Annotated in this window: 18 protein-coding genes; 8 read left to right on the top strand and 10 right to left on the bottom strand. The window is 59.7% G+C overall.

The window, feature by feature from the left end; genetic code table 11:
• Window positions 1–123: 123 nt before the first annotated feature.
• The 5 genes from AAEO81_RS09375 to AAEO81_RS09355 form a co-directional block, all read right to left on the bottom strand.
• Window positions 124–1,911: an ABC transporter ATP-binding protein gene (locus tag AAEO81_RS09375; protein ID WP_341964509.1), complete on the bottom strand. Its 1,788-nt coding sequence runs from the start codon at window positions 1,909–1,911 to the stop codon at window positions 124–126.
• 43 nt (window positions 1,912–1,954) lie between these two features.
• Complete coding sequence (locus tag AAEO81_RS09370; protein ID WP_341964508.1) at window positions 1,955–2,557, bottom strand: DsbA family protein; 603 nt, start codon at window positions 2,555–2,557, stop codon at window positions 1,955–1,957.
• Window positions 2,558–2,594: 37 nt separating this feature from the next.
• Window positions 2,595–3,566 (bottom strand): rhodanese-related sulfurtransferase, encoded by a 972-nt coding sequence (locus AAEO81_RS09365; protein ID WP_341963067.1) that lies wholly within the window; start codon window positions 3,564–3,566, stop codon window positions 2,595–2,597.
• Window positions 3,567–3,863: 297 nt separating this feature from the next.
• Window positions 3,864–4,160 carry a BolA family protein gene (locus AAEO81_RS09360; protein ID WP_341963066.1) on the bottom strand — a complete coding sequence of 99 codons (297 nt, stop codon included), beginning with the start codon at window positions 4,158–4,160 and terminating at the stop codon, window positions 3,864–3,866.
• Window positions 4,161–4,172: 12 nt separating this feature from the next.
• The gene (locus AAEO81_RS09355; protein WP_166596662.1) at window positions 4,173–4,715 is read right to left on the bottom strand and encodes a DUF2059 domain-containing protein; all 543 of its coding nucleotides are present in this window, start codon (window positions 4,713–4,715) and stop codon (window positions 4,173–4,175) included.
• Window positions 4,716–4,978: 263 nt separating this feature from the next.
• Here AAEO81_RS09355 and AAEO81_RS09350 point away from each other — a divergent pair, with 263 nt between their 5' ends.
• From AAEO81_RS09350 to AAEO81_RS09340, 3 genes are all read left to right on the top strand, one after another.
• Window positions 4,979–6,373 (top strand): class II fumarate hydratase, encoded by a 1,395-nt coding sequence (locus tag AAEO81_RS09350; RefSeq protein ID WP_341963065.1) that lies wholly within the window; start codon window positions 4,979–4,981, stop codon window positions 6,371–6,373.
• The gene (locus AAEO81_RS09345) at window positions 6,366–6,980 is read left to right on the top strand and encodes an NAD(P)H-dependent oxidoreductase (protein WP_341963064.1); all 615 of its coding nucleotides are present in this window, start codon (window positions 6,366–6,368) and stop codon (window positions 6,978–6,980) included. The genes AAEO81_RS09350 and AAEO81_RS09345 overlap by 8 nt, the downstream gene beginning before the upstream one ends.
• Before the next feature lie 226 nt (window positions 6,981–7,206).
• On the top strand, window positions 7,207–7,428 hold the full coding sequence (locus tag AAEO81_RS09340) for a DUF6316 family protein (RefSeq protein ID WP_166596659.1): 222 nt from the start codon (window positions 7,207–7,209) through the stop codon (window positions 7,426–7,428).
• A 3-nt stretch (window positions 7,429–7,431) separates the two neighbouring features.
• Here the strand turns inward: AAEO81_RS09340 and AAEO81_RS09335 are convergent, their stop codons facing one another.
• Window positions 7,432–8,022, bottom strand: coding sequence for a DTW domain-containing protein (locus AAEO81_RS09335; RefSeq protein ID WP_341963063.1), 591 nt, complete (start codon window positions 8,020–8,022; stop codon window positions 7,432–7,434).
• Between the two features lie 12 nt (window positions 8,023–8,034).
• Window positions 8,035–8,928: a LysR family transcriptional regulator gene (locus AAEO81_RS09330; RefSeq protein ID WP_341963062.1), complete on the bottom strand. Its 894-nt coding sequence runs from the start codon at window positions 8,926–8,928 to the stop codon at window positions 8,035–8,037.
• Between the two features lie 154 nt (window positions 8,929–9,082).
• Between AAEO81_RS09330 and speB the strand changes: the two genes are divergently transcribed.
• The 3 genes from speB to AAEO81_RS09315 all read left to right on the top strand — a co-directional run bounded on the left by speB (window position 9,083) and on the right by AAEO81_RS09315 (window position 12,228).
• Window positions 9,083–10,033: an agmatinase gene (gene speB, locus AAEO81_RS09325; protein WP_341963061.1), complete on the top strand. Its 951-nt coding sequence runs from the start codon at window positions 9,083–9,085 to the stop codon at window positions 10,031–10,033.
• A 260-nt stretch (window positions 10,034–10,293) separates the two neighbouring features.
• Window positions 10,294–11,673, top strand: a complete 1,380-nt coding sequence (locus AAEO81_RS09320) for a sodium:solute symporter (protein ID WP_341963060.1) — start codon at window positions 10,294–10,296, stop codon at window positions 11,671–11,673.
• Between the two features lie 264 nt (window positions 11,674–11,937).
• Window positions 11,938–12,228, top strand: a complete 291-nt coding sequence (locus tag AAEO81_RS09315; protein ID WP_341963059.1) for a hypothetical protein — start codon at window positions 11,938–11,940, stop codon at window positions 12,226–12,228.
• A 161-nt stretch (window positions 12,229–12,389) separates the two neighbouring features.
• Here AAEO81_RS09315 and AAEO81_RS09310 read toward each other — a convergent pair whose 3' ends face one another.
• The 3 genes from AAEO81_RS09310 to rmuC form a co-directional block, all read right to left on the bottom strand.
• Window positions 12,390–12,515 (bottom strand): PA1414 family protein, encoded by a 126-nt coding sequence (locus AAEO81_RS09310; protein WP_256665300.1) that lies wholly within the window; start codon window positions 12,513–12,515, stop codon window positions 12,390–12,392.
• Between the two features lie 191 nt (window positions 12,516–12,706).
• Window positions 12,707–14,158 carry an NCS1 family nucleobase:cation symporter-1 gene (locus tag AAEO81_RS09305; RefSeq protein ID WP_341963058.1) on the bottom strand — a complete coding sequence of 484 codons (1,452 nt, stop codon included), beginning with the start codon at window positions 14,156–14,158 and terminating at the stop codon, window positions 12,707–12,709.
• A 500-nt stretch (window positions 14,159–14,658) separates the two neighbouring features.
• Complete coding sequence (rmuC, locus tag AAEO81_RS09300) at window positions 14,659–16,023, bottom strand: DNA recombination protein RmuC (RefSeq protein ID WP_341964507.1); 1,365 nt, start codon at window positions 16,021–16,023, stop codon at window positions 14,659–14,661.
• A 1,069-nt stretch (window positions 16,024–17,092) separates the two neighbouring features.
• On the opposite strand from rmuC, the gene AAEO81_RS09295 reads away from it, so the two are divergent.
• A complete protein-coding gene (locus tag AAEO81_RS09295) occupies window positions 17,093–17,317 on the top strand; it encodes a hypothetical protein (RefSeq protein ID WP_166596652.1) in 225 nt (74 codons plus the stop codon).
• A 278-nt stretch (window positions 17,318–17,595) separates the two neighbouring features.
• Window positions 17,596–18,087, top strand: coding sequence for a hypothetical protein (locus AAEO81_RS09290; RefSeq protein WP_341963057.1), 492 nt, complete (start codon window positions 17,596–17,598; stop codon window positions 18,085–18,087).
• The last annotated feature ends 28 nt before the right edge of the window (window positions 18,088–18,115 follow it).

The raw sequence follows: 18,115 nt of genomic DNA, 5'->3' as shown, positions 1-18,115 counted from the left end.
ACGTAAATATGACGCTTTTCACATTTTCATTGAACACAGCGCTCAAGCGTAGCCCAAGAATTGACGTGTTCCAGTGGCGATACGCCATTTGAGACAACATGTGTGAAAAACCGACCAGCTGTATCAGAGCTGTTGCAGGTGCCCATACAGCCGTGCATAGAGGCCGCCATCGGCAATGAGCTGCTGGTGGTCGCCGTCTTCAGCAATTCGACCACCGTCGAAGACTAATACTCGATCGGCTTGCTTAACGGCAGACAGACGGTGGGCAATGATGAGCGTCGTTCGACCGCTGAGGAAGCGGTTCAGGGCTTGATGAAGGTTGTACTCGGTCGCCGCGTCCAACGCTGAGGTGGCTTCGTCGAGAATGACCACCTTGGGGTCGGCCAGCACCATGCGAGCAATGGCCAGTCGCTGCCGTTGCCCACCGGACAGCCGCACGCCGGAACGCCCGACGACGCTGTCCAGCCCGAGCGGCAAGGCGCGAATCGTGGCGTCCAGTTGAGCGATTCCCAGCGCTTGCCAACAGGCCTCGTCGGTGCGCTCGCGGCCCATTGAGAGGTTGGCGCGGACCGTATCGTTGAACAGCGCCGGATGCTGCAGCACGATGGCGACGTTTTCACGCACCGTTTCCAGACCGATGTCTTCGAGGCGTGCGCCGCCAAAGCGGATCGTCCCGGATTGCGGACTGTAAAGCCCCAGCAACAGCTGCACCAACGTGCTTTTGCCTCCACCACTGGCGCCGACGATGGCGACCTTTTCGCCAGGCTGGATGGACAGGTCGAGTTGGTCCAGCACGCGCTCTTCGTTGTAGCCAAAGCACACACCGTGAACATCGATACTGACGGTGTCGCGCCCCGCGAACGGGTTCACACCGCCCTCGTACTGCGGCTCGTCGGCGCGAGCCAGCAGTTCGTTGATCCGGGTCAGCGCACCGCCTGCGGCATAAAACGCGTATTGCAGGTTCAGCAGTTGCTCCACCGGCCCGATCATGAACCACAGGTAGCTGAACACCGCGAGCATGTGGCCGATCGACAGGTCGGAAAACAGCACGGTGAGCATCGCGGCGGCGCGGAAAATGTCGATGCCGAACTGAAACAACAGCCCGCTGGCGCGGCTCGACGCATCGCTTTTCCACTGCGACGCCACGGCATAGTCCCGCACTTCCCGGGCGCGCCCACCGAGCAACCCGAGAAAATAGCCCTGGCGATTGCCCGCTCGGATTTCCTGAATGGCATCGAGGGTTTCCGTCAGCGCCTGAGTGAACCGCGAGGTGCTGTCGTTTTCCAGTTTCTTGAGGTGTTTGACCCGCTTGCCCAGTTTGACCGTGGCGAAGATCACCAGCGGGTTAAACAACAGAATCAGCAGCGCCAGTTGCCAGTGCATCCACACCAGAATCGCGGCGGTGCCGGTCAGGGTGAGCATGGCGACGAGGAATTTGCTCAGGGTTTCGCCGACGAATTTGTCCAGCGTGTCCAGGTCGGTTACCAAGTGCGCCGTCACCGTGCCGCTGCCCAGGCTTTCGTATTCGCCAAGGGAAATCCGCTTCAAACGTTCGATCAGGCGTATGCGGATGCGGTAGACGATGTCCTTGGCCAGCCCGGCGAACGAGCGCGCCTGAATCACGTTGAACACCAGCGCCCCGAGTCGTAGGCACAAAGTCGCAATTAGCATCAGCCCGATGTAACCCACCGGTTTGTGCAGGCTGTCCGGCAGGAAGCGCTGCATGAACAGCAGCGCGGCATCGCCTTTGCCCAGCAGGACTTCGTCCACCAGCAACGGCAGCAAGAGAGGGATCGGCACCGAACACAGCACCGCCAGGACGGCCACGCCATTGGCGATCCACAGGGCCTTCTTGTGATGCAGCGCGAGTGCGCGGATCTGCGCCCAGTCGAGGCGATCGACCTGAGCCAGCGGGTTCTCGGCAGTGGGCAGTGGGCGTTCTATCTCGACGTCATCACGCACGGGTGGCGCGCTCCAGCCAACGGCTGAGCAATGGCGCCAGTGTCTCCAGAGGTTGATAGCCGTTGGTCAGCAACGCGAGCTGGCCGTCACGCTCGGCCAGCAGGGTCGGGAACCCGGCGATGCCGAGGTCTTGTACCCACGAAAAATCCGAGGCCGTCGCGGCGTGCTGTTCGGCGCTGTCGAAGGCCTCGGCGAATTCAATGCGAGGCAGCCCGGCGTTTTCAGCCAGCTCGGCTAGCACCGAGGCGCTGGTCGTGTCGCGGCCTTGCAGGTAGAACGCCTGCTGAATTTCCTTCACCAGTTTCCACGCGATGTCCGGCGCCAGGCTGCGCGCCGCGACGATGGCGCGACAGGCCGGTTCGGTGTCGTAGACGAACCCGTCCGGCAAGGCATCTTCAAATTTGAAGGCTTGGCCCGTGGTGTCCTGCACCGCGTGCCAGTGTTCGAGAATGTAACGCTTGGTGGTCGGTTCAAGGGCCGCGCCGCTGCCGGTGCGCAAACCGCCCACCACCAGATGCAACGGCACCCCGGCCGCACTCGCCTGCTCGACCAGGGCCTCGGCCACGGGGGCAAAGCCCCAGCACCAGGAGCACATCGGGTCCATTACATAAAGCAGGCGGGTGTTCATGGGATCAGGCCTCGTTCGTATGCGTTTCGTCAGGCTGCGCGTCCAGCAAACGGTAGTTGCGGCCGATCGGGTGCGGCTGATTGCGCGCCTTCGCCAGCTCGATCTGCTTCTGCCGGTCGATGGCGCTGCGGCGGGTCTTCTCGCTCAGCGTGTCCCAGCAATGCGGGCAGCTGACACCGGGCGAGTAGTGCTCGCTGGCGCGGTCTTCGGCGCTGATCGGGGTGCGGCAGGCATGGCACTGATCGTAGTCACCTTCGGTCAGGTCATGGCGCACGGTCACGCGATTGTCGAACACGAAGCAGTCGCCGCGCCACTGACTTTCTTCCTGCGGGACTTCTTCGAGGTATTTGAGGATACCGCCCTTGAGGTGATAAACCTCTTCGAACCCCTCGCCGAGCATGTAGCTGGAGGCCTTTTCACAGCGAATGCCGCCGGTGCAGAACATCGCGACCTTCTTGTGCTTCGAAGGATCGAAGTTGGCCTTGATGTACTCCGGGAACTCACGAAAGCTCGTGGTCTTCGGGTCGATTGCGCCTTCGAAGGTGCCGATGGACACTTCGTAGTCGTTGCGGGTGTCGATCAGCAGCACTTCCGGGTCGGCGATCAGTGCATTCCAGTCCTGCGGCTCGACATAGGTGCCCACGGCCTTGTTCGGGTCGACGCCTTCGACGCCCAGGGTCACGATCTCTTTCTTGAGCTTGACCTTGGTGCGGTAGAACGGCTGCTCGTCGCAGTACGACTCTTTGTGGTCGATGTCGATCATGCGCGGGTCGTTCTTGAGCCAGGCCAGCAGGCCGTCGATGCCTTCACGGCTGCCGGAAACGGTGCCGTTGATGCCTTCTTCGGCAATCAGCAGGGTGCCTTTGATGCCGTTGTCGACCATGGCGTTAAGCAGGGGCTCACGCAGTTCGACGTAGTCCGAGAGGGTGACGAATTTGTACAGCGCCGCGACGACGATGGGTGCGGTTTGGGTCATGTTGCGTCTCCAGGTGGTGACCCTCGCAAAGGGCCTACCGGATAAAAAATTCAGATGAACACGTGCCGACCGGGCAACGCGGCGCGGATTCTAGCAAAAATCAGAGGTCAGCAGACAGGGCGGGTGATCGGTGGGGAATTGATGCAGGTCAATAACGAGCGGCGAAGGCATGCAAGGCATCAGGATTGCCCGAACTACCGCTATCGCGAGCAAGCTCACTCCTACAGGAACGTACACATACCTGTAGGAGTGAGCTTGCTCGCGATGAGTGCGGTGATCATCGCTCGAAACGGGAAATCAATCATGCCCCCCGGCACAGGTCGGCGACGCAGGCGCAGCGCCGATTTTCGCCCACTCTTCCGGGGTGTAGGTGTGCAGCGCCAAGGCATGGAACTCACCCATCAGGCCACCGAGCAGGCCGTAGACCTTCTGGTGGCGCTTGACGGCGTTGAGGCCAGCGAACTGCTCGCTGACCACCACGGCCTTGTAGTGAGTGTCCGTGCCGCGACTGTGCATGTGGCTTTCATTGAGCACCTGGAGGTAGTCGGGCTGAAAGACCGTCAACGCGGATTCGATTCGCTGTTGCATGCTCATGTCAGGCTTCGCTTATGGCTTCTTGGCAGGGGCTGCCGGGGCGGTACCCTTGCCGGCTGCACCGGCTGGCACCAGTTCCTTGGTCATGGACTCCAGCAGACCGGTCACCACAGGCACGGCCGGTTGCAGCTTGTCCTGGGTCATCTGGAACGATTGCTGGCTGATCTGCGGCATCTTGGCCTGGACTTTCTTGCCCAGCGGCGACTGATAGAAGGCCACCAGATCTTTCAGCTCTTGCTCGCTGAAGTTGTCGGTGTAGAGCTTGACCATGTCAGGCTGCAGCTTGTCCCAGCCAATGGCCTTGTCCAGCGCGGCGTTGGCCTGGGCCTGGTATTTTTCCAGCACGGCTTTCTTGGAATCTGGCGCTTTGGTTTCGGCGAAACGCTGGGCGAACATTTGCTGCGCTTGCATGTAGATCGGCGCACCCAACTGATCGGCGTGAGCCAGTTTGAGGAACGCAACAGCACTGGCCTCGTGGCTGGCGGTGGCAGCAAGAGCCTGGCCGCTGGCACATACCAGAGCGACCGCAGCACAGATGGCGCGAAGACGGGTCATCGAGTTTCCTTATCTAGCAGGCGAGGCTGAACCCCAAGGCCGCACATTCTGCGCCCCTTTCCGTGCTGCGCTCAACCCCCGGCGCTACGAGCGGTCGAATCGGCTCAGGACGACAATCGAAGGCAGCAAAGGTTTCACACGACCCCGCTCGCCCTTTTGTCGCACACTGGCCACTCTTGTCCTTGCCGCGCAGCCGTTAGCGGGAACCGAACCGGGCTGCGGGGTACTAAACTGCGCTATTTCGATCTTAAGGAGTGAGTCCAGTGAGCCGTACCGAAACCGATAGCATAGGTCCGATCGAAGTCCCTGAAGACGCTTACTGGGGGGCGCAAACCCAACGTTCGCTGATCAATTTCGCCATTGGTCAGGAGCGCATGCCACTGCCGGTCCTGCACGCGCTGGCGCTGATCAAGAAAGCCGCTGCGCGGGTCAATGACCGCAACGGCGACTTGCCCGCCGACATCGCCCGCCTCATCGAACAGTCCGCCGACGAAGTGCTGGGTGGCAAGCTCGACGACCAGTTCCCGCTGGTGGTGTGGCAAACCGGCAGCGGCACGCAAAGCAACATGAACGTCAACGAAGTGATCGCCGGGCGCGCCAACGAGCTGTCCGGCAAGGGTCGCGGCGGGAAGCTGCCGGTGCACCCCAACGATCACGTCAACCGCTCGCAAAGCTCCAACGACTGTTTCCCGACAGCGATGCACATCGCCGCCGCCCAAGCCGTCAAAGAGCAGTTGCTGCCCGCGATTGCCGAGCTGTCTGCAGGCATCGCCGAGCAGTCCTCGCGCCACATGAAGCTGGTGAAAACCGGTCGCACCCACATGATGGATGCCACGCCGATCACCTTCGGCCAGGAACTGTCGGCCTACGTCGCGCAGTTGGAGTACGCGGAAAAAAGCATTCGCGCCGCCCTCCCCGCTGTCTGCGAACTGGCGCAAGGCGGCACCGCCGTCGGCACGGGCCTGAACTCGCCCCATGGCTTCGCTGAAGCCGTGGCCGCTGAATTGGCAGCGTTGTCGGGCCTGCCGTTCGTGACGGCACCGAACAAGTTCGCTGCACTGGCGGGGCATGAGCCACTGACGGCCCTCTCTGGCGCGCTGAAAACCCTCGCCGTGACGCTGATGAAAATCGCCAACGACCTGCGCCTGCTCGGTTCCGGCCCGCGCGCCGGTCTGGCCGAGGTCAAGCTGCCCGCCAATGAACCGGGGAGTTCGATCATGCCGGGCAAGGTCAACCCGACCCAATGCGAAGCGCTGTCGATGCTGGCCTGTCAGGTGATGGGCAACGACACCACCATCTCGTTCGCGGCGAGTCAGGGTCACCTGCAACTGAACGTGTTCAAGCCGGTGATCATCCACAACCTGCTGCAATCGATCCGCCTGCTGGGCGATGGCTGCCGCAACTTCAACGAGCATTGCATCGCGGGCATGGAGCCGGACGCGGGCAAGATGGCCGAGCACCTGGAACGCGGCCTGATGCTGGTGACGGCACTGAATCCGCACATCGGCTACGACAAGTCGGCGCAGATCGCCAAGAAGGCGTACAGCGAAGGTTTGACCTTGCGCGAAGCGGCCTTGCAGTTGGGGTTCCTCACCGACGCCGAGTTCGACGCGTGGGTACGTCCCGAGAAGATGCTGGAGGCCGGCAGCAATGGCTGAGCCGATCAGCGGCGCCACGCCACTGGAAGGCTATGGCAAACGCATCCTGATGGTCATCGGTTCGCCGAAGACCATAAGCCTCTGCCACGCCCTGGGCGATGCGTACGCCCAAGGCGCACGCAGCCAAGGCCACGTGGTGCGGGTGCTCAAGCTGGAAGAACTGGACTTCGACCCGACGCTGCACAACGGTTATGCCTCCAGCCAGACACTGGAACACGACCTGCTGGAAGCCCAGCGCGAGATTCACTGGGCGCAGCATCTGGTGTTCGTCTACCCGGTCTGGTGGGGCGGGCTGCCGAGCCTGCTGAGCGGCTTCTTCGAGCGCGTGTTCATGCCCGGTTTCGCGTTCAAAGCCCACGGCCGTCATCACCCGTCCAACGAACTGCTCAAGGGCCGAACCGCAGAAATGCTGGTGACGCTGGACACGCCTTCGCGGTACTTCCGCTGGGTGTTCAAGGCGCCTGCCCATCGTCAGATCAAGCACGCGATTCTGGAATTCTGCGGGATCAAGACCACGCGCTTGACGGAGTTTTCGCCGGTCAGGACGGCCACGGAAGAACAGCGCCAGCAGTGGATTCATCAGGCCGAGGCGTTGGGTAAGCGCTGAGGGTGTTTTTGGGGTGGGTCAATGGGGCATCTGTTGACCCATCCGCCGCTTTCGCGCTAGGTCAGCCAACGCATTCCCACCTGACCCGCCGCATTCTTTGGAGTAAAGTATCGAACGTTCAGCCAACCTTTCCGTCTCACGCTGTGGAAACGTCATTTGGCTGTCGTACCCCCAGGTTTAGCCGTCCTGAATCGTTTCCGAACAGACTCCCAGACCGGAGAAGGCTATGTTGAGCAAGCGTGAGCAAGACCCCGAGACCGCGGTGCGTTTCCGCAGCGACCGCGTCTCCCGCGTCAACGGCATGTATTTCTTCAGTACCCGCGAAAATACCCTTGAAGGCCCCTTCTTCACCAAGGAAGACGCCGAGCGGGAAACCGACGCCTATATTCGGCGCATGCAGGCCGGGCAGCTGTCTTCGTCCGAGCCGCCAACGTCGTTGAATGGCTGACGGTCAGCGGTGATTGCGGCGAAAGGTGTCTTCACCCATCGCCGCGATTTGTCCTTCGATCAAAGCCTCGAACGGCCGCAACAACGCCGCAAATGAACGATCCGGTTCCAGCGTGTGCAGGGCGTGGGTGATCGCTTCCAGCGTCGACAACGCATCCGGCCCCGGCGCCTTGCGCAAGCGGTAACGGGATGACGGCATGTTTTCCAGCGTGACCCTCGGCAGCGCCGCCAACAGCGGGTTCAAGTGCAGTAACTTGCGGGCCTTGCGCCATGTGCCGTCGGGCACCACCAGCAACGTGGGCAACGAATCCGACGTCTGGGCCGTGAGCGCCACAGCCTCTTCGCCGGGAAATAACAGCCGGGCCTGATAACCCGGCACGTTCAACAGGTCCGCCAACCCTTCGAACACCTCCCCCACCACCAACTGCGCATTGCTCAGCCCCAACGCCGCCAGTCGCGCCGTGTTCAGCGCGTGATTGACCTCACTGGGATGTTGCAAAATCAGCACGCGAGTGCGGCTGTCCAGACGGGGAATCAGCGCGCAGAGGCAATGTTCTTGAGGGCGATGACAGCGGTCGCAACGGGCACGGGACATGTTCGGGCCCTCCTAGAGCGGGTTGAGCTGGGCTTTGAGCAGGTCACGGAACGTCTGAATCAACGGCTCGCGACTGCGGCCCCGACGCAGGATCATCGAGAACGGCGCCTGATAGCCAAATGTGGCAGGCAACAGCACGCGCAGGTGATCGGAGTCGACCCAGGATTGTGCGTAATGCTCGGGTAAATAGCCGATGTACGCACCGGAAAGCACCAGAATCAGCTGGGCCTCCATACTCTCCACCGTCGCAGCGCTGTGCTTGAAGCCGTGTCGCGCCAGTTCCGCCTGACTCCAATAACCACGACCGACCATGCGTTGCTGGGTGATCACCGGCTCCGGAATGCGCCGCTCGTTGAACAGCGGATGCCGATTGCTGCAATACAGCCAGTGCTGTTCGCGGTACAGCGGCTGATACAGCAAGCCGTTCATGCGGGTGGAAAACGAGCCGATCGCCAAATCCAGCCGGTTATCCAGGACCCCCAATTGCAACTCGTAAGGGCTCATGACCGAGAGGTGCAAATGCACCGCCGGATGCTCTTCGCTGTACGCCCCGATCACTTCGGCGAACGGCAACGCCCGGTCGCTGACGGTGGAGTCCAGCACCCCCAGATTCAGCGTCCCGCGCAGTTCGCCCTTGAGTGCGGCTGCGTAAAGTTCAAAGCCTTCCAGCTCCCCTAGCAGGCGCAGGGTTTCCTGATGAAACAGCTCGCCCTTGCTCGTCAGGCTGAACCCGCCACGGCCGCGGTGGCACAGCACGATACCCAGCGTCGACTCCAGCTGACTCATGTAAGTGCTGATCGCGGAGGTCGACAGGTTCAATTCTTGCTGCGCACTGGCAAAGCCCTGATGGCGGACCACGCAGGTGAAGATACGCAGCAGTTTCAGATCGGGTAATGCGCTGGCCATGATGCATCCGGGTATCGAAGAACGGCCAGCTTACCCGATACTTCAGAAATCTCTGAACTAAGTATTTTGCCTCAGCGATTGTTCACCAGGCCCTCGGTTCGCAGAATCCGCCCAGTGCTAACCACTATTAATCACCCACCGATGAGGCAATCCCGTGGACAAGATTTTCCACCAACCACTGGGCGGCAACGAAATGCCGCGCTTCGCCGGCATCGCCACCATGATGCGTCTGCCCCACCTGCAAACGGCCGCTGGCCTCGATGCCGCCTTCATTGGCGTGCCGCTGGACATCGGCACCTCGCTGCGGGCAGGCACCCGTTTCGGACCTCGTGAAATCCGCGCTGAATCGGTGATGATTCGCCCTTACAACATGGCCACGGGGGCAGCGCCTTTCGATTCGCTGTCGGTTGCCGACATCGGCGACGTCGCCATCAACACCTTTAACCTGCTGGACGCGGTGCGCATCATCGAAGAGGCCTACGACGGGTTCCTCGAACACGGCATCATTCCGCTGACCCTGGGCGGTGACCACACCATCACCCTGCCGATCCTGCGTGCCATTCATAAAAAGCACGGCAAGGTCGGTCTGGTGCACATCGACGCCCACGCGGACGTCAACGATCACATGTTCGGCGAGAAGATTGCCCACGGCACCACTTTCCGTCGCGCCGTGGAAGAAGGCTTGCTGGACTGCGGCCGCGTGGTGCAGATCGGCCTGCGTGCGCAGGGCTACACCGCCGAAGACTTCAACTGGAGCCGCAAACAAGGATTCCGCGTGGTGCAGGCCGAAGAGTGCTGGCACAAGTCGCTGGCGCCGCTGATGGCCGAAGTGCGCGAGAAAGTGGGCGGCGGTCCGGTGTACCTGAGCTTCGACATCGATGGCATCGATCCGGCCTGGGCGCCAGGCACCGGGACCCCTGAAATCGGCGGCCTGACCACCATTCAGGCCATCGAAATCATCCGCGGGTGCCAAGGGCTGGATCTGATCGGCTGCGACCTGGTGGAAGTTTCGCCACCGTACGACACCACCGGCAACACCTCACTGCTGGGGGCCAACCTGCTGTACGAGATGTTGTGCGTGCTGCCGGGGGTTGTTCACCGGTAACGCTCGGAGTTTGCCTTTTGCTGGGGTTTGCTGGCGAAACCCGGGCCCTCTGTAGGAGCGAATTCATTCGGGAAAAGGGTACAGACGTTAGAGATGCATCGTCCGTACCGGCCTCTCGCGAATGAGTTCGCTCCTACAGGTCCAGCGCATACCCCATGTTCTTGGTTCAACTGAATAACAAACTCACCCGCTGACTGCCTGCGTCACTTCAGCCGGATGATTCGCGACTCACTATAAAAACAATGATCGGAGACACCTCCATGGCTTTAGATATTTTCGTCGTGCTGATTTACGCGGCCGGCATGCTGGTACTGGGCTGGTACGGCATGCGCAAGGCCAAGACCCACGAAGACTACCTCGTTGCCGGACGCAACCTCGGCCCTAGCTTGTACATGGGCACCATGGCCGCCACCGTGCTGGGCGGCGCCTCTACTGTCGGCACCGTACGTCTCGGCTACGTCCACGGCATTTCCGGGTTCTGGCTCTGTGCCGCGCTGGGCGTCGGCATCATCGCGCTGAACCTCTTCCTCGCCAAACCACTGCTCAAACTGCGCATTTTCACCGTTACGCAGATCCTCGAAAAACGCTACAACCCCATGGCCCGCCAAGCCAGCGCCGTGATCATGCTCGCCTACGCGCTGATGATTGGCGTGACCTCGATTCTCGCCATCGGCACGGTCATGCAAGTGCTGTTCGACCTGCCGTTCTGGGTCTCGGTGATTTTGGGCGGCGGCGTGGTCGTGGTGTACTCCACCATCGGCGGCATGTGGTCGCTGACCCTCACCGACATCGTGCAATTCGTGATCAAGACCGTAGGCCTGATGTTCATCCTGCTGCCGATCTGCCTGTACCGAGTCGGTGGCTGGGACGAACTGGTCGCCAAGCTGCCCGCGTCGAGCTTCAGCTGGACCACCATCGGCTGGGACACGATCATCACCTACTTCCTGATCTACTTCTTCGGCATCCTGATCGGCCAGGACATCTGGCAACGCGTGTTCACTGCACGCACCGAGAAAGTCGCCAAGTACGCAGGCTCCGTTGCAGGGGTGTACTGCATCGTCTACGGCCTGGTCTGCGCACTGATCGGCATGGCCGCTCACGTGTTGCTGCCGGACCTGGCCAACGTCAACACGGCCTTTGCCGCCATCGTCAAAGCCTCATTGCCGGACGGCATTCGCGGCCTGGTGATCGCCGCTGCACTGGCCGCGATGATGTCTACCGCCAGCGCTGGCCTGCTCGCCGCATCAACCACGCTGACCGAAGACCTGCTGCCGAAACTGCGGGGCGGCAAGCAATCGAGCCTGGGCATCAACCGCCTGTTTACGGCCTTGACCGGCCTCGTCGTGTTGGCCATCGCACTGGTGGTGAACGACGTGATCAGCGCGCTGACCCTGGCCTACAACCTGTTGGTGGGCGGCATGCTGATCCCGCTGATCGGCGCCATCTATTGGAAGCGCGCCACCACGGCGGGCGCCATCACCAGCATGAGCCTGGGCTTCATCACCGCGCTGGCGTTCATGCTCAAGGATGGTCTGGACGCCAACACCCCGATCTACTACAGCCTGGCGGTTGGCTTGGTGAGTTTCGTGGTCGTCAGCCTTGTGTCGCCTCGCTCCGTAGCCGTGGCACGGGCGGTCTGACGGGAATAGCTCCAGACGTAACGTTACTGAAACAGATCAAGGGCGCCTTCGGGCGTCCTTTTTTTATGGGCAGTTACACAATTTCATCTTGAACCCGTCATTCGACTCGGCGAAATCTAGGCTAGCCTTAGCCAAGACAGCACTGGAGGCAATGTGCCTCAACGAGGTCATATCAAGGAGCGAAGCACGATCCAGCTGTCAGGCCGCAAACCTCTGTGAATGAAGTCGGGGTTAGTTCGAACACAATCAGGCAGAGGCTTCCCCATGGACCGCAGCGAAATCCAGCAGCACATTTTCGATACACTCGGGAAAATCCTCGTCGACAAATCGATCATCCAGGAACAAGCCGATCCGATGGTGAGCGAACTCTTTCTGGACGAAGAGGACTTTGGCAATTTCTTTGAAGACCTTCAAACCGACTTCAATATCACCCTACCCTCTCGCGTCAAATCCGAGCTCTCACACCTTCCAGAAAACCCCGATTACAGCCAACTGACGCTGCAGGGCCTTGTCGATCTGATTCTCGTGCAAATGAAAAACAGGAAACCGCACTGAATTGAACGCGTCAGCACGGAAAAAGATGAGGGAGGGATACAGCGAAGCGCCCATGGTCGGGCGTGAGGGGTGACGTACAGCCGAAAAAAATCGAGCAGGCTATCGTGCGATAGCACCGCTGTTCACGGGTGGGTCAGTCGAAGGTGACGAAGGCCGAAGGCTTAGCGGCGCGGGCGGCGACGCTGGTCATCGTCGGTGCGAACGGGAATGGGCTGCAGCTTCGGCCGTTCGATCAAGCCGAGAGCAACACCTACATCGTGAAGCCATTCTTGCAATTTGCTGTTCATATAACGCCCCCTTCAGGGAAATGCCGGCAGCCAACTTCTGGTCCGCTTACCGCAGATCATAGTGCTAAGTCGCACTTTACGCCTGCTACGGAGTGTCGCGGCAGGAAATTTTCGCTTTCTTTACGTTGAGACATTTCAAAGCGGCCATCCCCAGCCTTCACCCGACCAACGGCACTCCCTCAAGCGCCCGATCAGCTGGCCACGGCAGGCGTCAGTGCAGCGGATTCATGGGCCTGAGTGCGCCGGGCGAAGACAAAGAACAACGCCCCACCCAAGAAACATCCGGTAAACCATGCAAAGTTCGCCATCGGTTGCAAGGCCGGTACGAACGTGATCGCAATGCCCACCGAGGTCGCCAGGACAAGCGCCTTGACTGCCGTGTAATTCACGCCTCCGGTGTACCAGTAGCGACCGCTGGGGCCGTCGTTGAACAGCGAATCCACGTCGATCTGCTGTTTTTTGATCAGGTAATAGTCCACCAGCAGGATGCCAAACAAGGGGCCGATAAAGGCCGCCAGTACATCCAGGGTGTAATGGATCACGGCCGGATTGTTGAAGAGGTTCCACGGCGTGATGAAGATCGACGCGACGGCGGCGATCATCCCACCCACACGCCAGCTGATCTTGCTCGGTGCGACGTTGGCGAAGTCAAAAGCCGGGGAGACGAAGTTGGCGACAATGTTGATGCCGATGGTCGCCGTCACGAACGCAAAGGCCCCCAAAAGCACGACGACGCTGTTGTCGATGCGGGCAACAGTGGCAATCGGGTCGTGCAGCATCTCACCGAACACCGGCAAGGTGCCGGAGACAATGACGACCGTGACTAGAGAGAACGCCAGGAAATTAACCGGAAGGCCCCAGAAATTGCCGCGACGCACCTCGGACATGCTCCGGCAATAGCGACTGAAATCACCGAAATTGAGCGTAGGACCGGAAAAGTAAGACACCACCAGCGCAGTGGCCATGATCACCTGGGCCATCGCGTCCCAGCCGGTCAGAGACTTCTCGGACAGCGTAAAGCTGATGTTGGCCCAACCGGCTTTCCAGACGATCCAGCCCGCCAACAGGAACATCACGGCGTAGACTACCGGCCCTGCCCAGTCGATGAACCGTCGAATCGAATCCATGCCGGTCCAGAATACCGCGGCCTGCACCAGCCAGAGCGCGAGGAAACCGAACCAGCCCAGGTAGGACAACCCTGCGAAATGCGGTTCTGCGTAGACCGACATTTGTGGGAAAAATCGCAGAACCACGATGATCAACGCACTTGAGGCCAGGTAAGTCTGCACGCCGTACCACGCCACGGCGATCAGGCCGCGAATCACCGCCGGGATATTCGCGCCGAAAACGCCGAACGCCAACCGACAGATCACCGGATAAGGCACTGCCGCCTGCTGGCTCGGTTTGGCCAGCAGGTTGGCAATCACTTGAATCATGCAAATCCCCAAGAGCAGCGCGATCAGTACCTGCCAACTCGCCAGCCCCAATGCAAAGAGGCTCGCAGCGAACACGTAACCGCCCACGCTGTGCACGTCACTCATCCAGAACGCAAAAATGTTGTACCACGTCCACTTCTGCGGCACGGGTCCCAGGTCCTGGTTATACAGGCGGGGGCTGTAGCCCTTGGGCATTGGCTCGGTCATCGCATATCTCCCTGAGAGGACAGGCTGGCTCCCGAGGCAGAGAGGTGGAACACACTGCGTACGGGAGCAAGCGCGGGTTGTATACGAACCAATAGGCAGAATGCGTGCCATCGCTATTTTAGCGAGCGCATTAGAATGCTAAATAGCGGTTTTATAAGGGATGAAAGCGAGGACAGTAGCAGAAAGACAGTATCGTTTAGAGGACCGCTCGCGCCCGCTGACAGTGCAGCGGTGCCTGATCGGGGTGCGTTTTCAGGACCGAACGTTGCCAATGATTAATATGTATACAAACTACAGATTTATTGTCCTCTATAAATTTCACTTGTGAGCGTCACTTATGCAGGGAGCGGACTCTCCAGATATCGTCCAGCCGGTAGACATGTGTCGCCTATCCCGGCCATTCGCGAATGAATTCGCTCCCACAATTAAGTCCGCGTAAAGCCCCGCGTTTCGCAACGGCTTTGGAGTTCGCTCCCACACATGTTCAGCATCGCCTCAAATCACTCCGGCAACTGCACGACGCCGTCTTCATCGGTGAGGGCTCGCTCCAACAGGTCGGCCGGCAGGTTTTTACTCGCCCTGGCTCCCAAGAGTTTGAGTTGCTCACTGCGGCTGACCAGGTTGCCACGCCCTTCGACCAGCTTGTTGCGCGCCGCACCGTAGGCTTTGTCCAACTGCTGCAAACGGCTGCCGACTTCATCGAGGTCCTGAATAAAGAGCACGAACTTGTCGTACAGCCACCCTGCCCGCTCGGCGATTTCCCGAGCGTTCTGGCTCTGGCGTTCCTGTTTCCACAAACTGTCGATCACACGAAGCGTGGCCAACAGCGTCGTCGGGCTGACGATCACAATGTTGCGATCGAACGCCTCTTGGAACATGGTCGGTTCTGCCTGCAACGCCGCCGAAAACGCTGCTTCGATGGGCACAAACAGCAACACGAAATCCAGGCTGTGCAGACCTTCGAGGCGCTTGTAATCCTTCCCCGACAAACCCTTCACATGGTTGCGCAACGAAAGCACATGCTGCTTGAGTGCGACCTGACCGATCGCTTCATCGTCGGCCGACACGTACTGCTGATACGCCGTCAGGCTGACTTTGGCGTCCACCACCACCTGTTTGTCGCCGGGCAGCATGATCAACACATCAGGCTGGAACCGTTCGCCATCCGGCCCTTTCAGACTGACTTGAGTCTGGTACTCGCGGCCTTTTTCCAGCCCGGCATGTTCCAGCACTCGCTCCAGAATCAGCTCGCCCCAGTTGCCCTGGGTTTTCTGCCCTTTCAGCGCACGCGTCAGGTTGGTGGCCTCGTCGCTCAAGCGCTGGTTCAGCAGCTGGAGGCGCTCCAGCTCCTTGCCCAGCGAGAAACGCTCGCGGGCTTCCTGTTGATAGCTTTCTTCCACGCGCTTTTCGAAGGACTGGATGCGTTCCTTGAGTGGGTTGAGCAACTGGCCCAATTGCTGTTGGCTGGTCTCGGCGAAACGTTGCTCACGCTCGTCGAAGATTTTGCCCGCCAGTTCAGCAAACTGCGCCCTCAATTCATCGCGAGAACCTTGCAAGTCGTTCAGCCGCTGCTGATGACCTTCCTGCTGCTCGCGCAACTCGGCGCTCAGCGACGCACATTGCGCGTCCAGCCGACGCAGCTCGGCTTCTTTGAGCGTGCGCTCATGACCCCAGCCTTCCTGAGCCAACCGCGCCGCGTCGTGCTGCTGCCGCAGCAATTCCACTTCACGCCGCAATGCGGCCAGATCGGCCTGCTTCACCGCATTCGCCTGACCCAGGTCGCTGATTTCGTCTCGGCAGGCATCGAGCTGAGCATTAAGACCGTCTTGTGCCATCTGCGCATTGCTCAAGCGCTCGTCGAGCAGCGCGACCTCCGCTTCGCGCAAGGTGATCCGACGTTGCAACTGCCACGCCAATGCCAGCAACGGTACCGCCGCTGCCCCCAACCCCAGCAACAGGCTGGTGAGGTCCAAAGCCATAAACATTTCCCGACTCCACAATCAATGCTGGCGGCATTATGCGCACAAGCGGCGCTGTCGTCAGATCAGGATCAAGGATTCGATGAGGCGGGTGGTCACCACGTTGTGGATTCGCAAAGCCGCGGGCTAGAGCAAGCGCTTGGGACAATCCACAGAACCTGTGGATAACTCAGTGGACAACGCCCCGTGAACCCCCGCAAACGTAGGCAGAATGGGGCCTGCGTTCAAACTGACGATTTTTTCACCAATGAAAAAAAGCGATGATTTTCATTGACTTAATAATTCGATACATGAAATCAAGCTGTTAGGGCCGATTGTGACAGTGAGATGGCAGCTAACCGATCTAATGTGCACAAGTCAATTTCCAATCGCTATATAGCCGCCCCGAAAACATGCACAAGCGTGTAGGATCGGTCTGAAAAGAGGCAGACGGCCAGCATTCAGTCCCTTCCTCAGGCTGAACCTGCGCTAAATCGAATTTGCGCTCTCCGGATCAGACTTGCTTTGTCTCCCCGTATCGGATAGCATTGCCGCCGTTAGTACCAAGCTGAAAGTCAATTCTGATCGAACAAATCCCTCAATCCACATTTGCCAAACTGCAGATGGAATGAAAAAAGGGATCGATCACCTCGATGGTTTCCAGACATGAACTCGCACAGCCTGCCGAACGATCGGAGGTGTGGAGAAGCAATCATGGCCTGCTCAAACCAGCCTGCAAATTGATCAGGATCTTCACCCCGAGCATCGAACCTTTGCTCCTGTTGTGTCGCCTGCCCTCCGACGTACCTACCAGTCAGCCCAGCGCCACATGATAACCGCGCTTCCACTGGCTGCTTTTGTTCCAGACAGGTTCTGCGCCCTGCCTTGACTCGCTTTCGAGCACCGGCCCGCGTTTACTGGAACGTTTTTATTTTGCACGCCTCTTATTGCGTGTCGATTCAGGAAACACCATTACATGACTACTCATATCCAGACTCAGGATGCCATCCGCACCCTCACCAATGCCTTTGCTCCGATGGACTGCCTGATCATGGCCGCCCGCAAAGGCTGCTTCAGCTTCACCATCGTCAACGAACACGGCATCGCCCGTCACAGCGAACGTCTTTACCCGGATCAGTACTCCAGCGCCGAACCGCTGCAAGCCGTGATCGACCGTACACGTCAGGCGCTGATCGCCTGATACCGTTCGTCGGGTAAAAACACGCCCGCCAAGCCTCACCCCTAAAACGGTGGGGCTTTTTTGTGCCTGTTTTTCATATGAAAAAGCCGCTGTGTTCATTGCCAGATGAAATATGCACAGCGTTACAGATCGGGAAATATTTTAAAAACAGTCTATTACACCGCAAATATGAGACTACGCTTCAACTCAAGCGGTCTGAGCCGCTTCCGGTGGGCCCGGATTCCATTTCCGCTGCCAAGCGTCAGGGTCCGCCGGCTCATTAACCTCCCGAGGGTGTTATGGGAATCGCCGCCAGTGAATTGCGCCGCTATGTGATCCGCCCCACGCTGATCTATCTCGGTCGCCAGCATCCAGGAGCAGAAGCCTTTCTGCTCGCCGTCGCCGCCAGTCAGTCCGCATTGGGCGCAGAGCTGGACACACAGCGTGGACACGGGCTTTACGGCATTTCCGACGCACGCCACTACCAGCTCTGGGATGGCTACCTGGCCAAAGACCCCGATCTCGCCAGCCTGGTCAGAGGCCTCGCGAGCCAGCATGCATTTCTCACCGGACCGGATCTGGAGCTCACCGTCAACCTTCGATACTCCACGGCCATCGCCTGGATGATGGTTGAGGCCAGCCGACTCACCCTGCCTGCCGAAACCGATGTGAAGGGAATGGCGCGTATTTGGCGCAGGATATTTCAGCCTCAGGGCCGCCTGCAGGATTTCATGACGGCCTGGCAAACCACAGTTCGCCCTTTATATCAGGGCGAACCAGCCATTTTGTGACTCAGCGGTTTCGCTGGAGATCGCAGCA

The organism is Pseudomonas sp. RC10 (assembly GCF_038397775.1).
Lineage (GTDB): Bacteria > Pseudomonadota > Gammaproteobacteria > Pseudomonadales > Pseudomonadaceae > Aquipseudomonas > Aquipseudomonas bambusae.
Note: the sequence above shows the minus strand (reverse complement) of the source record. Positions and strands in the feature narration are given on the sequence as shown.

What these genes read in the sequence shown, in the direction of transcription:
- AAEO81_RS09370 (WP_341964508.1), bottom strand. Translation starts at nt 2,557, where the DNA reads ATGTGCTCCTGGTGCTGGGGCTTTGCCCCCGTGGCCGAGGCCCTGGTC.
- AAEO81_RS09365 (WP_341963067.1), bottom strand. Translation starts at nt 3,566, where the DNA reads ATGACCCAAACCGCACCCATCGTCGTCGCGGCGCTGTACAAATTCGTC.
- AAEO81_RS09360 (WP_341963066.1), bottom strand. Translation starts at nt 4,160, where the DNA reads ATGAGCATGCAACAGCGAATCGAATCCGCGTTGACGGTCTTTCAGCCC.
- AAEO81_RS09355 (WP_166596662.1), bottom strand. Translation starts at nt 4,715, where the DNA reads ATGACCCGTCTTCGCGCCATCTGTGCTGCGGTCGCTCTGGTATGTGCC.
- AAEO81_RS09345 (WP_341963064.1), top strand. Translation starts at nt 6,366, where the DNA reads ATGGCTGAGCCGATCAGCGGCGCCACGCCACTGGAAGGCTATGGCAAA.
- AAEO81_RS09340 (WP_166596659.1), top strand. Translation starts at nt 7,207, where the DNA reads ATGTTGAGCAAGCGTGAGCAAGACCCCGAGACCGCGGTGCGTTTCCGC.
- AAEO81_RS09335 (WP_341963063.1), bottom strand. Translation starts at nt 8,022, where the DNA reads ATGTCCCGTGCCCGTTGCGACCGCTGTCATCGCCCTCAAGAACATTGC.
- AAEO81_RS09330 (WP_341963062.1), bottom strand. Translation starts at nt 8,928, where the DNA reads ATGGCCAGCGCATTACCCGATCTGAAACTGCTGCGTATCTTCACCTGC.
- AAEO81_RS09320 (WP_341963060.1), top strand. Translation starts at nt 10,294, where the DNA reads ATGGCTTTAGATATTTTCGTCGTGCTGATTTACGCGGCCGGCATGCTG.
- AAEO81_RS09315 (WP_341963059.1), top strand. Translation starts at nt 11,938, where the DNA reads ATGGACCGCAGCGAAATCCAGCAGCACATTTTCGATACACTCGGGAAA.
- AAEO81_RS09310 (WP_256665300.1), bottom strand. Translation starts at nt 12,515, where the DNA reads ATGAACAGCAAATTGCAAGAATGGCTTCACGATGTAGGTGTTGCTCTC.
- AAEO81_RS09305 (WP_341963058.1), bottom strand. Translation starts at nt 14,158, where the DNA reads ATGACCGAGCCAATGCCCAAGGGCTACAGCCCCCGCCTGTATAACCAG.
- AAEO81_RS09295 (WP_166596652.1), top strand. Translation starts at nt 17,093, where the DNA reads ATGACTACTCATATCCAGACTCAGGATGCCATCCGCACCCTCACCAAT.
- AAEO81_RS09290 (WP_341963057.1), top strand. Translation starts at nt 17,596, where the DNA reads ATGGGAATCGCCGCCAGTGAATTGCGCCGCTATGTGATCCGCCCCACG.